Raw genomic sequence first — 12,353 nt, 5'->3', positions numbered from 1 at the left:
GTTCCTGAGGTCCGCCGGGCCGGTCATCAACGTCGGATAAACAACGCCACCGCCGCGCTGCACAGGCAGGCCGAGGTCACGACGATGAAGATCAGCGAGGTATTGCCGGTACTGTCGAGCATACTGCCGATCAGCGGTTCCGCCAGGCCGGCGAACAGATAGGATGAGAAGTTCATCACGCCGGTGGCCGTACCCGCACGCTTGGCGCCGACCAGGTCCGGGCACAGCGCCCAGAAACTCGATGCCGGGCCGTACACAAAGAACCCGCACAGGAACAGCGCCACCAGGCCGATTGCGCTGTGGGGCGGCAGGCTCCACATCCACAGGCTGGTGGCGGCGCCGAGGAACATGTAGAGCATGATCGCCAGGTAGCGTTTGGAGCCGAACAGCTTGTCCGAGACCCAACCATTGCTCAGGGCGCCGATGGCCATGCCCACCGGCAGGGCCACGGTGATCCACTTCGGATCGATCATGCTGTCGCCGCTTTTCCAGTTGGCGCCCAGGAAGTGCACCGGCACCCAGACGATCAGCCCGTAGCGGGCAGCGTTCTGGAAGCCCAGGGAGAGGGCGGCGATGATCAGGCGCGGGTTTTTCAGGACAGCCTTGTAGCGCTGTGCCGAGGTTTCGACTTCGCCGTGGGCCACTTCATGATTCTTGTCTTCGGCGTTGGCCACGCCGGTATCGGCCAGGGGTTCGAAGCCCAGGTCCTGAGGCCGTTCCCGGGCTACCAGATAGAAGATGATGCCGCCTGCCAGCATCAAGAGTACCGGCAGGCGGAAGATCCAGCGCCACTCCAGTTGAAACACTTCCAGCACCACGATCGAGGTCACATACGACAGGACCGAGGCGCAGCCGGCGGCGAACACATAAAAGCCGTACACCTTGCCGCGCTCACCGGCGCTCCACCAATTGGAAATCAGCCGGCTGCCGGGCGCCCAACCGAGGGCCTGGAAGTACCCGTTGATGCCCCACGGCAGGATCAGCCCGGCAAAGCCGCTGGCGAAACTGGTGACCCAATTGGCCCCGCAGGACAGCACCGCGCCCAGGGTCATGATGCGCCGCCCGCCGAACTTGTCGGCGAGGTTGCCGTTGATGGCCTGTCCAATCGCATAGGCCCAGAGCATGGCGGCCGAGGCCCAGCCGAGGGTTTCCTTGGTCAGGCCGAACTCGGCCTGGATCCCGGGGATGGCAAAACCGAAGGTCTGGCGACCGGTATAGAAAAACAGATAACAAAACATCGCCGCCAGCAGCATGCGCCACTGGGCAACACGGAAAGACGAGGTACGGACGGCAGGAACAGGCAGCACGTGTGCACGATTCATGATGTTTTCCTTATTGTTATTCGCCCCGGCGACCGCAGCCGCAGGGGGGCACTCTTGATAGGTGCAACAGGAAACGACCGAATTACGGTGAGTCTAGGCCGCTTGCGCGCCGATGAAGTTCTTGCCGCGTGCGCCTTGCAGGGCGAAGCGGATCATCGCGTCGGCTTCGCTGGCATTCACGCCGTAGTCGGCAAATTCGGTCTTCACGTCCAGGCTGTGGAGGAAGTCGCGCAACTGCGCCTGGGCCTGGTGCAGGTCGGTGCCGAATACCCGCTGCAGGGTGCGGTCCCGCGCGGCGTCATGCCCCCACGCCAGGCCCAGCACCAGCGGCAAGGTGAAGGAACAGGCGATGCCGTGGGGCAGGCCGTGGTGCAGGGTCATCTCGTAGGAGATGGAGTGGGCGAGGGCGGTCTTGGTATTGGAAAAGGCCAGGCCGGCTTTCAGTGCCGCCAACGCCATCCGTGAGCGTAATTCCTGATTGCCGAGATCACGCCGCAAGCGCGGCAGGCATTCCAGGATGTCTTCGATGGCGGAGATGGCGAAGGTGTCCGAGACCGGGTTGGCGTTGATATTCCAGATCGACTCCAGTGCATGGGACAAGGCATCCAGGCCGGTAGAGACGGTGACGCCACCCGGTACCGTCAGCATCAACTGCGGGTCGATGATTGCCACTTTGGGCCAGGTGCAGTCCAGGTGCAGCGAGTATTTCTTGAGGCTGGCGGAATCCCAGATCGTCGCCCATGGCGTGACTTCGCTGCCGGTGCCGGCGGTGGTCGGTGCGGCAATCAATTGCTTGTGGCGGGCCGGCACGAAAGGTTTGCCGGTGGCCAGTAGCGCCAGCAATTCGTCGAAATCCCCCGACTCGGTGCCGACGATCAGCGCCTTGGCCGTATCGATCGCACTGCCGCCGCCAACGGCGACCACCACCTGACAATCACCGGCCTGCTGCCAGAAGCGCTCGTAGGTGTCGCGCAGTTGGGCCACGTCGGGGTTGGGCTGCACATCTTCGATCACATACACGAGGCGGTCACCCAGCAGGGTCTGGATGCGGTCTACCAAACCGAGCCCACGGGCTTCGGGGAAGGTCACGAGAGCGACGCGCTGGCCTTCGGTGAGGGCGGCAAGTTCTTGCAGGCAGCCCCAGCCGAAGCGGGTGTCTACCGGGTTGTGGAATCGGGCAGTCATGGCGGGTTCCTGGTTTTTGTTATTGGAAGTGGCGCCATAGTCGGGGAGGGTGAGATAGACCTCAAATCGATAGATTGGGGGGTTGGATTGGCTGGGCCGATAGTAAGGCCCAGCCGCGGGGTACCTTTAACGAACGTTTCTGAACAACATCAACCGTGCACTTTCATGCAGGCCCCGAGTCAGCCCCTGCAACCGCTGAAACTCCTCGGGATACTGCTGGGCTACATCGTCCCTCGGCGTTTGCGACGCCAGGTCGTGCAGGGTCGGCGAACTGCCGTCGTGTTCCATCTGCAGCAGGAAGTCTTTGGTCACGCCGCCGATCAGCGGGAACGTGCCCTCGCGCAGTACCAGCGGCACCACCCGCTCGCCTTCCGGCGCAGGCTGCTGGATATCGCGGCCCATGGCGCCATTGCGGAACGGAACGCCCGCCATGCCGGCGACCGTGGGCAGCAAGTCCGCCAGGCCGACCGCTTCTTCGATCACCCGGGGTTCCAGGCCGGGTGCATGGATCATCATCGGTACGTTGTTGCTTTCCAAGCCAAGCTGTTCGAACGCTGGCGCCATGTGAGGGATCTGGCTGATGCGGGTGTTGTGGTCGCCGAAGAACACGAAGATGGTGTTGTCGTAGTAACCCCCGGCCTTGGCGATTTCCATCAGGCGGCCGATGTTGAAATCCAGCAGGCGCACGGCGTTGTATTGCTCGACGCTGCGGCTGCCTGCGGCCTGGACTTGCTCAACGGTGAGGTCATGCACCACGAAGCCGTCGTTGCTCTTGGGGATGGTGAACGGGCGGTGGTTGCCGGAGGTTTGCAGGTAGGCGAAAAACGGCTGGTCCTTGGGAATGGCGCGCAGGAGCTCGTCGCCTTCCTTGAACAGGTCCAGGTCGGACACGCCCCACACGTCCACCCGTGGCGAGCGCCAGTGGCTTTCGTCGTAGAGTTTCACGCCGTCGATGCTCTGGCGGATCAGCGCGTTGATGTTCGCCCAGCCGGCATTGCCGCCGATCATGTAGAGCTTCTGATAATTCTCGAAGGCGTTGATCAGCGTGTGTTGCCGGGTGATCAGCGGGTTGCGGGTGGCGGTCTCCCGGCGGGTGACGTCGGGCACGCCGGTGATGCTCGCCCACACGGTCTTGGCGGTGCCGGTGACGGGCACGTAGAAGTGTTTGAAGAACCAGCTTTCTTGCGCCAGCTTGTCGAGGTTCGGCGTGGGGTTCAGCGGGTTGCCGTAGGCGCCTACGGCGCTGGTGCCGAGGGATTCGAGCATCACGAAGATCACGTTTGGCGGGCGATCGCCTTTAAGCCGGTAAGGCTGCACGGCTTGTTCACGGGCGAAGCTCAGTTGCTCGGGATCGGGTTGGCTGACCCCCAGGTAATTCGCGACTTGCGGGTAATGCTCACGCACCTTGCCTTCATCGAACTGCGACTGGCCGACCTTGAGGGTGTCGTACAAAAACAGCACCGGGTTGAGGCCCACGGCCGCGATCTGGTTGTTGCCGGAAAAGAACGCGTCGCTCCAGCGCAGCGGCACCGGGTTTTCGAGATTGAGGTTGGCCACGCGGCCGAGCAGGGCGAGCAAGACCACAATCACACCGACAGTGGCCACCGAGGCCAGGGCCAACTTGCCGAAGGGTTTGTGTTCGCCGTCCAGGGTGATGCGTTCGAGGCGAACCAGGGCGTAGGTCCACAGGCTGACGGCCGTAAGCCAACTCAAGGTTATCCACAGCACCGGGTAGGTTTCCCACACCATCTGTTGGGAAATCTGCGCATCCTCCAGGTAACGCAGCACCGTGGCGTTGATGCGCACACCGAGGTAGGCGTAGTGGCCGAAGTCGATGATGTACACCAGCCCGACGACGGCCAGCGCCACCAGCAGATAACCCCGCGCGAGCCAGCGCAAGGCGGGGACGGTCAGCAGGTTCCAGCGCGGTAGCCAGGCGAGCAGGGCCAGTGGCAACAGGAGCAGCACCGCCAGGCGCAGGTCGAAACGCAGGCCGATCCCGAAGGTTTCCAGCAGTGCGGGTTCCTTGAGGTCGACCCCGGAAAACCCGAGTACAAACACCAGCCGCAGTGCCGCCAGCAACGCAAATACCAAACCGATCGCGCCCACGCCGTAGCGCAGGCGGCGCGAGTGCAGCCATCCCATCATTGACCTCTGTGCAGTTTTATAAGAGGGCGCCAGGCGGCCATCGCCAGCATCCATAACCCGGCCACCAGGCAGTAGCCTGTCAGCAGTGGGTCGATCAGATAGTCCCAGTAGTTTTCCGAGGCCTTGAGCCGCAGCGCGAACGCCAGGGTGCCCGCCGCGAGCATCCACACGACCAAGGTATTACGCAGCCAGAGCATCAGCAGTGCGGCGATGCCTATCAGCACAATCATCGGCCGAGGGTTGAAACCCCAGCGGTAGGGGTCGAAATACGTCAGGCCCATCGTCGCCGGGTAAAGCACCAGGCTCAGGGCACCAAACATCAGCAACACCTGGAGCTTCTGCGGGTGCTGGAGTGGCTGCACCACGCCCAGGCGGCACAGGCTGACCCACGCCAACAGCACCAGGGTGCTGATGGCCAGGTCATCAGTGAAGCTGCGCACATAGGCCGCCAACGGCAGTTCGTTGACCGGGATAAAACTCACCACCACCAACACCGGCAGCAGCCATGGGCGCCAGGGTGTTGTGATGCGCAACAGGCTGAGCAGCACGAAACCCAACAGCACAAAACTCAAATGCGCTTGCCATTCAGAAACCATCACATGCGCTCCGACAGCCAGGCTTCGTTGAAGCTGACGTGTTTGATGAACGTGTTATTCCACGAGTACACCAGGTGGTACATGCCGTCCGGGCTGCGGCTGAAGTACGGGTACTCGTATTCGAAATCGCAGCCTCGGGGTTTGCATACCCGGTAATCCAGGCTGCTGAGGAAGCGTTGCTCCAGCGGCAGACGGCGGGCGCCGCTGGATTCGCGGAAGCCTTCGCCGATGATTTCCTTGTAGGCCTCGGGGGAGAACGGTTGGCCCAGCGGGTCGGGGGACTGGTCCAGCTCGACCACGGTGCGCCACTGGTTGAGGTTGGCATCGGTGCCGTACAGGCTCAGCTTGAAGCGCCCGTCCTGCAGGTCGTTGAGTGCCACCAGCAAACCGTCGCCCTCAGTGCTGACGGCCGCCAACGAGGAGTTGGGGTTGGACGGCTCCAGCGGGTAAGGCTCGCTCCAGGTTTGGCCGGCGTCTTCGGTGCGGCTGGCGAGCACGCGGTGATGCGTTTCGCCGGCGTAACGCAGCATGGCGATGGCGCGCTGGCCGTCCTGCGGGACGATGGTCGGTTGCAGCGAATTTTTCCCACGGCTGATACGGAATTTGTCGACCACCGCACCGTCGGCGCTCAAGTACAGGTACTCGGCGAATTTGCCCATGAACTCGTGGTACACCGGCAGGCCGATGGAACCGTCGGCATGGAACACCGGCGCAGCGCGCACCAGGGTGCTGATGTTGAAAAATGGCGAAGTGATCAGTTGCCGAGGCGCCGACCAGTTGGCGCCGAGGTCGTCCGAGACCATCACATTGATCGCACTGGTGGCCCAGCCGCCTACCGACACCGAGACGTAAAACATCCACAGGCGGTTGTCCGGCGCCAGGGCGATCACCGGGTTGCCCAGTTTGCGGATGTAACGGTGGGTGCCGTCGCGCGTGCTTTCGCGGGTGGCGAGTACTTGCTCCGGGCCCCATTCGGCGCTTTTCGCGTCAAAGCGCGCGGTGCGCACCTGCACATCGGCGGCGCCTTCGCGGGAGCCGGCAAACCACACGGCCATCAGGTCGCCGCCGGGCAGGGCGGTGACCGAGGAGGAGTGCACGAAGTCATTGAGCTGCGAGGAGACAAAGCGGCTGCTGTATTGCGGGGTGGCCGCTGCCTGGGACGTGTCCTTGGCGGGCAGGGCAAACGGCGCCAACACGTGGGGCGGATGACTTTGCCAGGCGGCGAAAAATACCACTAGCAGGCTGCAGATCATGAATAGCGGGCGCATAGAGAACCTGTCGGGAAAAGGATTACTGCGCACGGTCATCCGGCAGGCGCCTCCTGCGGCCGGTGAGCATGGATAACGGCAGGTTGTCCCGCACCTGGATACTTTCAAACACCGCCGCCAGCACATGCACGCCAACCAGACCCGCCAGCACATTGGCGGCGGTTTCGTGCAACAGCAGCGGCCAATCGGCGCCCCACAGGGCATCGACTTCCTGCATCAAAAAGCCGCTGACGCCGATCGTCAGCAGCGCCAGCAACATCAGAATCATCACCAGCGCACCAATGGGCGAGTGGCCCAGGCGGTGCTGCGGTCGGCGGTTGAGCAATGAACGCACATGGCTTTTGAGTCGTTCCGGCGTCGGCCAAAAATCTGCCCAGCGTGCGCTGCGCGGCCCTGCAAATCCCCACACCAACCGCACCAGCAACCAGGCCATGGCGTAATAGCCCAGCCACACATGCCAGTCGTCGCCTGCTTCGTTGAAGAAGTAATTGGCCACAAAGACGCCGGCGATGGAGAGGTGAAACACCCTGACCACCGGGTCCCAGAGGCGCAGGGAGGTTGCTGGCATCAGCCCTTGATCTCAGTCTTCACGGCCTTGCCGGTGACTGGATCGTGGTAGATCTCGACCTTGCGTTTGTCCTTGTCAAAGCCGTAGATCTCGTAGCAGTTGCCATCGGTGACCTTGAACTTGCTGATCTCGTAGCCCTGGGCTTTGAGTTGGTCCTGAAAGGCCTTCTGGTCCTGCCATTGCGAGCGCTCGGCAGTGGTGCATTGCGGGCCGGCAATGGCCAGGGGGCTGGCGATAATCAGCGACAGCAGGAGAATTTTACGCATGGAAACGCTCTCAGCAGATGTGGGAGATTTCACTGTGCAAAACCAACCTTAGCGAAAGCTTAGTTGGCAACGGCCCGTAACATCTTTCCCGGAATAGACATCCGCAGAACCCTGCATGATGCCGCCGTTTCCAACAGAGAATCTCTCATGCGCTTGCTGCTGGTAGAAGATGATCGCGCCCTCGCCCAAGGGATTCGCGTGGCCCTGGGTGCCGAAGGCTACACCCTGGACTGGTTGCAGGATGGCGTCAGCGCCTTGCACGCGTTGCGTACCGAGAGCTTCGACCTGCTGCTGCTCGACCTCGGCGTGCCGCGCCTCGACGGCCTGACACTCCTGCAAACCCTGCGCGCCGAGCAATACGACCTGCCAGTGCTGATCCTCACCGCCCGCGACGGCACCGCCGAACGCATCGCCGGCCTGGACGCTGGCGCCGACGACTACCTGGTCAAACCCTTCGATGTCGAAGAGTTCAAGGCCCGCGTACGCGCGCTGTTGCGCCGCAGCCAGGGCCGCGCGCAGCCAATGCTGGAGCATGCGGGCGTGAGCCTCGACCCGGCGACCCAACAAGTCAGTTATCAGGGCCAGGACATCGTGGTGACGCCGATGGAATACCAACTGCTCCATCAACTGATGGTGCGCCCCGGCAAAGTCGTCACCCGCGAACGCCTGTCCCGCGCGCTTTACGGCTGGCAGGACCGCGTCGAAAGCAACACCCTTGAAGTCCTTATCCACAACCTGCGCAAAAAGCTCTCCACCGATCTGATCCGCACCGTGCGCGGCGTGGGCTACGTGGTGGAGCTCAAGTCATGAACTCGGTGCGCGCGCGCATCCTCATCCCGGTGCTGGTGCTGATCCTGCTGGGTGATGGACTGATCAGCTGGCTCGTGCTGCGGGACAGCCACCACGAAATAGAAGAAGTCTACGACGCCCAACTCGCCCAAAGCGCCCGTTTGCTACAAGGCGTACTGCGCCAGCGCGACCCCGGCGATGCCGACTGGGACCGCCTCTATCAGGCCTTCGACCAGGCCATGAGCCGCGTCGGCGAAGACGGCGCCGCGCACCCTTATGAGACCCGCCTGACCTTTCAGGTATGGCGCCCCGATGGCCAACTGCTCGTGCGTTCCACTGACGCACCGATCCTCAACACACCGCCCACCACACTCGGGCCCCACGACCTGATGGAAAACGGCAACGACTGGTGCGCGTTCATGCTTGCCGACATGCAACAAGGCCTGCTCATTTGGGTGGGCGAGCGCGACGACATTCGCCAGGACGTGATCCAGCGCATCATCCGCCATACCCTCTGGCCCATCCTGATTGGCGTACCGCTGCTGGCGTTGTTGATCTGGCTGACCATCGGCTGGGGCCTCAAACCCCTGCGCGCCATGGCCCAGGCCATTCGCGGGCGGGACAGCAATACGTTGCGACCGCTGCAGCTTGAGCCATTGCCCACGGACCTGGAACCGATGCAAACCGCGCTGAACCGCCTGCTGGTACAGGTGGATGACCTGCTGGAGCGGGAGCGTCGGTTTATTGCGGACGCAGCGCATGAGTTGCGCACGCCGTTGGCGATATTGCGCATTCACGCGCAGAACGCCCAGAGCGCGGAAACCGAGGAACAGCGGCGAGAGGCGTTGGACTTCCTGGTCAATGGCGTGGACCGGGCGACGCGTATTGGCAGCCAACTGCTGACCATGGCGCGCATCGAGCCGCAGTTGAACAACACCGTTCGCGTGCGCGTGCCGCTGACGGAGTTGGTGCGCGAAGAGCTTGCGGAACTGACGCCCCTGGCGATGGAGAAAGACGTTGAGTTGGTGCTGGAAGGAGATGAGGAATGCTGGATTGAAACGGACCCGATAGCGTTGGCGATTGCGCTGCAGAACCTGGTGACCAATGCGCTGAATTTCTCGCCGGCGGGGAGTGAGGTGAGGGTGATGGTGCGGGGGACGGATTCGGGTGTGGTGCAGCTGTGTGTGGAGGATGCGGGGCCGGGGATTGATGAAGGGGAGATTGGACGGTTGTTCGAGCGGTTTTATAGTCGTGGGAATGCGAATGGGGCGGGGTTGGGGCTGGCGATTGTGCAGATGATCGTGGGGAGGATTGGGGGGCGGTTGGAGTTGTATAACCGGGACGTGGGTGGGTTGTGTGCGCGGTTGAGTTTTAGCTCCTGCGTGCTGAAACCGGTGGGAATACCACACCGTTGAAGGTGTGGGTGCAGCAGTTGCAAAACGGCTTCATGAACGCGGGTGTCAATTGCGGGTTGACCTTTTGTAGCAAGCCCGCATCGTCGACGAATAAGCCGCTGTAATAGGTGGACTCGCCGATGCGCACGTACTCGTTTTTGTCGCTTTCACACACGGCAACCATCCAGAACACAGGTTCCGGGCGATCCAGGCGGGCATTGGCCTCGCTGAAAACTTCATCCCACCGATGGCCGACCTTGGACAGGAGAAACCGGAATAATGGCGTGTAATCGAAGCCGTGCCGGTGATGGCTGTGCATCGAGCCACGGCTTAGCGTGGAGTTCTTTTCGCTTTTGCTATGGCGTTGTTGCCTATAGGTGCGGCAACTTCCGTGATGCACGTTGTACGTGCGGGTGTTGACTGAACGGTAGAGAGGGGGCTTTTTCATTAGGGTCCTTTATGGCTGCCTGGACGCTTGAGGTGGCCATGTACCTTGGTAACTGAAAGAGATTTGGTAATCGAAAAGCGTTGGATTGATCACCTGCTTGAAGTGGGGCTGGAGGGTCCCAATCCAACTTGGGAGAATGTCGAAGCCTCCGGCATAAATTTGGGGCTCTTCGTCTAAACCGAGTGCGATAAGGATGCTTTTGTCGTCCTCGAAATTTATCGAGTACTCATCGGCTTCCAGGTTTTCGGTTCGCTTGTCGTACCATGCCAATCTGATTTTCATAACCATAAAATATCTCCACTTATTTGTTTGTGCGGCGCTTATCTTTTGCTTCGCCCCTACGATCGCCGGTATAGGGGTCAAAAGAACCTAGGTGGCTTAGGTCATTGCTGCGGTAGGTTTCCAGTTCGCCCTTCTCGTAATCCCATTCGTAAATTGTTCTTCCCTTGGCGTCTTTCCAACGTTTACGGAGACCACCTCCGCCTCGTCTTTGAGTTTTCCCCTTTTGTTCTATCAAGCCAGGGAAACCGGTGATGTCTTCAGTTCTAGGAGCAGGAAAATAATCATGATCTGAGTTTCTCAAACCCTTCCTGGGCTCGTTAACCACCACATACAGCGGCCGAACCCCCGACTCCACCGGAAACACCAGAATAAAATCCCGATACTCCGGCGGATAAATCGGGTTCACCAGAATTTGTTTGGCCGCCTCCGTCGGCGGATAAATCCACATCACCGGCGCTTGTGGCGCAGCCTCCAATGCCGGAATGGCAAGGGTGTCGCCAGGATCAATGGCCGGCGTCCAAATCAGCTCCACACCCTCGCCAAGATCCGCCACAAACTGGCTGTCACGACTCTGAAACTGCACCACATCGATCATCTGCCAGTCAGCGTTTTTTCCGGTATAAAACCCATACCCCTTCAGCGTCCCGTCGGCGCGTTGCTCGATATGCAACCGCATCCGCGAGCGGGCTTTTTGCAGGTGACGAAGCTGCTCTTCGCTATAGAGCGCACTGTCGCCAAGCTCCGACGGCCAGGCCAGCGCCACCAGCCCTGCAAGCAAACTCCCGGCTGCGGCACCGACCGCCGTAGCCGCGGACTCCAATACCGCTGTACGCAGCACAAGCTTGCCAAGCCCCACGGGTAGGGCACTACCACTGATTTTCTTTAGGGCCACACCGCCGTGGCTATCCACCTCGTGCCCGCCTAACAGCGTGAAGTGGCCGTAGTCCTTGATCAGCTCAAGCGGCACATAGCCGGTGGGGTTGTTGTAGCTGATGATCCCGACGGGTAGTTGGCAGGACTTGGCGAACACATGGCCTGGAATCCTTGCAGGTTCAGGCGATGGAACAGGAGGCGATTCATACAAATCAATGAACGGTGAATACGGAATCTGCTTAGGCTGCGGCGTCAGAATTCGCCGCTTCAGCTGCTCTTCTTCGGTAATCGGATACGCGCGCTCTGTCATGACGACTCACTTCCCTGTGCAAGGAAGCGAGCGTATGAGAGCGGAGACGAACCTGAAATTCTCGTTGTTCGATGGGAGGTGTGGGAAATGTCACTTTATCAATCGCTACATTGAGCCAAGTACACTTACTCTCCTTGAGAGCGCTGTATCTCCGTGCTCAATTGAGCAGCTTTGTTGCGTAACTCGTCCAACCGGTCGTTTAACTCTTTGTATCCCGGCTTCCAGGAAAAAACGCCGCCTTCGCTGCTTTGTCCAAGAACGAGGTCATTGAACGAACCCATTCCGCCGTATGCAGAGCGCAAATAGGTGATTCCGGAGTAATCGGATGCTTGCAATAAGGTTTTGGCCTTACGCATCCAGCGGCTCCAGTGATTGTCCCCGTCGCTTTCCAGCAGGGTGGCAAGATCCCCAAGCACATCGATTAGCTCTGCGGTTTTCGGGCCCATAGTGGGAAGTCCTTACAAGCGGAGTTTTCGTATTGGTTCAGAGCACATGCTTGGAAATCACCCTCGATATCTCCACAATCGACGTCTTCCCCGTAAACTCAAACTTCACTTTCCCCACCGCCGAAAAGTAAATCTCCAGCTCCGAATCCAGGTCAAACGTCCCGGACGTTTCCACCGAATACGCGACGATGTTTTTGTACGGCAGGGACGTGAAGTCTTTCTTGCTGCCGGTAATCCCTTGCACGTTCACCGCGATGATGCGCTTGGTGGTGAACACCACGCCGTCGCGCATGGCCTTGTAGGAATCGATCACCTGCTCGTCGTCCAGCAGCAGGGACGAGACGCGTTCGGCGTATTCGTTGTTTTGCTTGAGCTTGAAGAAGCCTTTGTTGTTGAAGTCGATCATTTGCCTTTCCTTGGGTGAGTGGTGCGGTAAACGCCTATGCCGGTGTATGACG

14 protein-coding genes are annotated in these 12,353 nt (G+C 60.6%); 2 read left to right on the top strand and 12 right to left on the bottom strand.

Going from position 1 to position 12,353, the window contains the following annotated elements; all coding sequences use genetic code 11:
- Window positions 1–26: 26 nt before the first annotated feature.
- From JFV30_RS02075 to JFV30_RS02045, 7 genes are all read right to left on the bottom strand, one after another.
- Window positions 27–1,322, bottom strand: a complete 1,296-nt coding sequence (locus JFV30_RS02075; protein ID WP_010176888.1) for an MFS transporter — start codon at window positions 1,320–1,322, stop codon at window positions 27–29.
- Window positions 1,323–1,415: 93 nt separating this feature from the next.
- Window positions 1,416–2,507, bottom strand: a complete 1,092-nt coding sequence (gene psrA / locus JFV30_RS02070; RefSeq protein ID WP_201121650.1) for an iron-containing alcohol dehydrogenase PsrA — start codon at window positions 2,505–2,507, stop codon at window positions 1,416–1,418.
- A 126-nt stretch (window positions 2,508–2,633) separates the two neighbouring features.
- Window positions 2,634–4,652 (bottom strand): LTA synthase family protein, encoded by a 2,019-nt coding sequence (locus tag JFV30_RS02065; RefSeq protein ID WP_201121649.1) that lies wholly within the window; start codon window positions 4,650–4,652, stop codon window positions 2,634–2,636.
- Window positions 4,652–5,251: a hypothetical protein gene (locus JFV30_RS02060; RefSeq protein ID WP_201121648.1), complete on the bottom strand. Its 600-nt coding sequence runs from the start codon at window positions 5,249–5,251 to the stop codon at window positions 4,652–4,654. Before JFV30_RS02060 ends, JFV30_RS02065 begins: the two co-directional genes overlap by 1 nt.
- Complete coding sequence (locus tag JFV30_RS02055) at window positions 5,251–6,504, bottom strand: sialidase family protein (protein ID WP_201121963.1); 1,254 nt, start codon at window positions 6,502–6,504, stop codon at window positions 5,251–5,253. The genes JFV30_RS02060 and JFV30_RS02055 overlap by 1 nt, the downstream gene beginning before the upstream one ends.
- A 37-nt stretch (window positions 6,505–6,541) precedes the next feature.
- A complete protein-coding gene (locus tag JFV30_RS02050) occupies window positions 6,542–7,087 on the bottom strand; it encodes a cytochrome b/b6 domain-containing protein (protein ID WP_201121647.1) in 546 nt (181 codons plus the stop codon).
- Complete coding sequence (locus JFV30_RS02045) at window positions 7,087–7,353, bottom strand: PepSY domain-containing protein (RefSeq protein WP_010176882.1); 267 nt, start codon at window positions 7,351–7,353, stop codon at window positions 7,087–7,089. The genes JFV30_RS02050 and JFV30_RS02045 overlap by 1 nt, the downstream gene beginning before the upstream one ends.
- A gap of 147 nt (window positions 7,354–7,500) precedes the next feature.
- Here JFV30_RS02045 and JFV30_RS02040 point away from each other — a divergent pair, with 147 nt between their 5' ends.
- Both JFV30_RS02040 and JFV30_RS02035 read left to right on the top strand, forming a co-directional pair.
- Window positions 7,501–8,163 carry a response regulator gene (locus JFV30_RS02040; RefSeq protein WP_201121646.1) on the top strand — a complete coding sequence of 221 codons (663 nt, stop codon included), beginning with the start codon at window positions 7,501–7,503 and terminating at the stop codon, window positions 8,161–8,163.
- The gene (locus JFV30_RS02035; RefSeq protein ID WP_201121645.1) at window positions 8,160–9,557 is read left to right on the top strand and encodes a sensor histidine kinase; all 1,398 of its coding nucleotides are present in this window, start codon (window positions 8,160–8,162) and stop codon (window positions 9,555–9,557) included. Before JFV30_RS02040 ends, JFV30_RS02035 begins: the two co-directional genes overlap by 4 nt.
- Here JFV30_RS02035 and JFV30_RS02030 read toward each other — a convergent pair.
- From JFV30_RS02030 to JFV30_RS02010, 5 genes are all read right to left on the bottom strand, one after another.
- Window positions 9,514–9,984, bottom strand: a complete 471-nt coding sequence (locus JFV30_RS02030) for a hypothetical protein (protein WP_201121644.1) — start codon at window positions 9,982–9,984, stop codon at window positions 9,514–9,516. The genes JFV30_RS02035 and JFV30_RS02030 overlap by 44 nt on opposite strands.
- Before the next feature lie 9 nt (window positions 9,985–9,993).
- On the bottom strand, window positions 9,994–10,266 hold the full coding sequence (locus JFV30_RS02025) for a colicin E3-like toxin immunity protein (protein WP_342215027.1): 273 nt from the start codon (window positions 10,264–10,266) through the stop codon (window positions 9,994–9,996).
- Between the two features lie 19 nt (window positions 10,267–10,285).
- Complete coding sequence (locus JFV30_RS02020) at window positions 10,286–11,449, bottom strand: S-type pyocin domain-containing protein (RefSeq protein ID WP_201121642.1); 1,164 nt, start codon at window positions 11,447–11,449, stop codon at window positions 10,286–10,288.
- 125 nt (window positions 11,450–11,574) lie between these two features.
- On the bottom strand, window positions 11,575–11,895 hold the full coding sequence (locus JFV30_RS02015) for a DUF6966 domain-containing protein (RefSeq protein WP_201121641.1): 321 nt from the start codon (window positions 11,893–11,895) through the stop codon (window positions 11,575–11,577).
- A gap of 37 nt (window positions 11,896–11,932) precedes the next feature.
- Window positions 11,933–12,301, bottom strand: coding sequence for a PH domain-containing protein (locus JFV30_RS02010; RefSeq protein ID WP_177075462.1), 369 nt, complete (start codon window positions 12,299–12,301; stop codon window positions 11,933–11,935).
- Window positions 12,302–12,353 lie beyond the last annotated feature (52 nt).

This window comes from Pseudomonas sp. TH32 (genome assembly GCF_016650855.1).
Classification (GTDB): Bacteria; Pseudomonadota; Gammaproteobacteria; order Pseudomonadales; family Pseudomonadaceae; genus Aquipseudomonas.
Note: the sequence above shows the minus strand (reverse complement) of the source record. Positions and strands in the feature narration are given on the sequence as shown.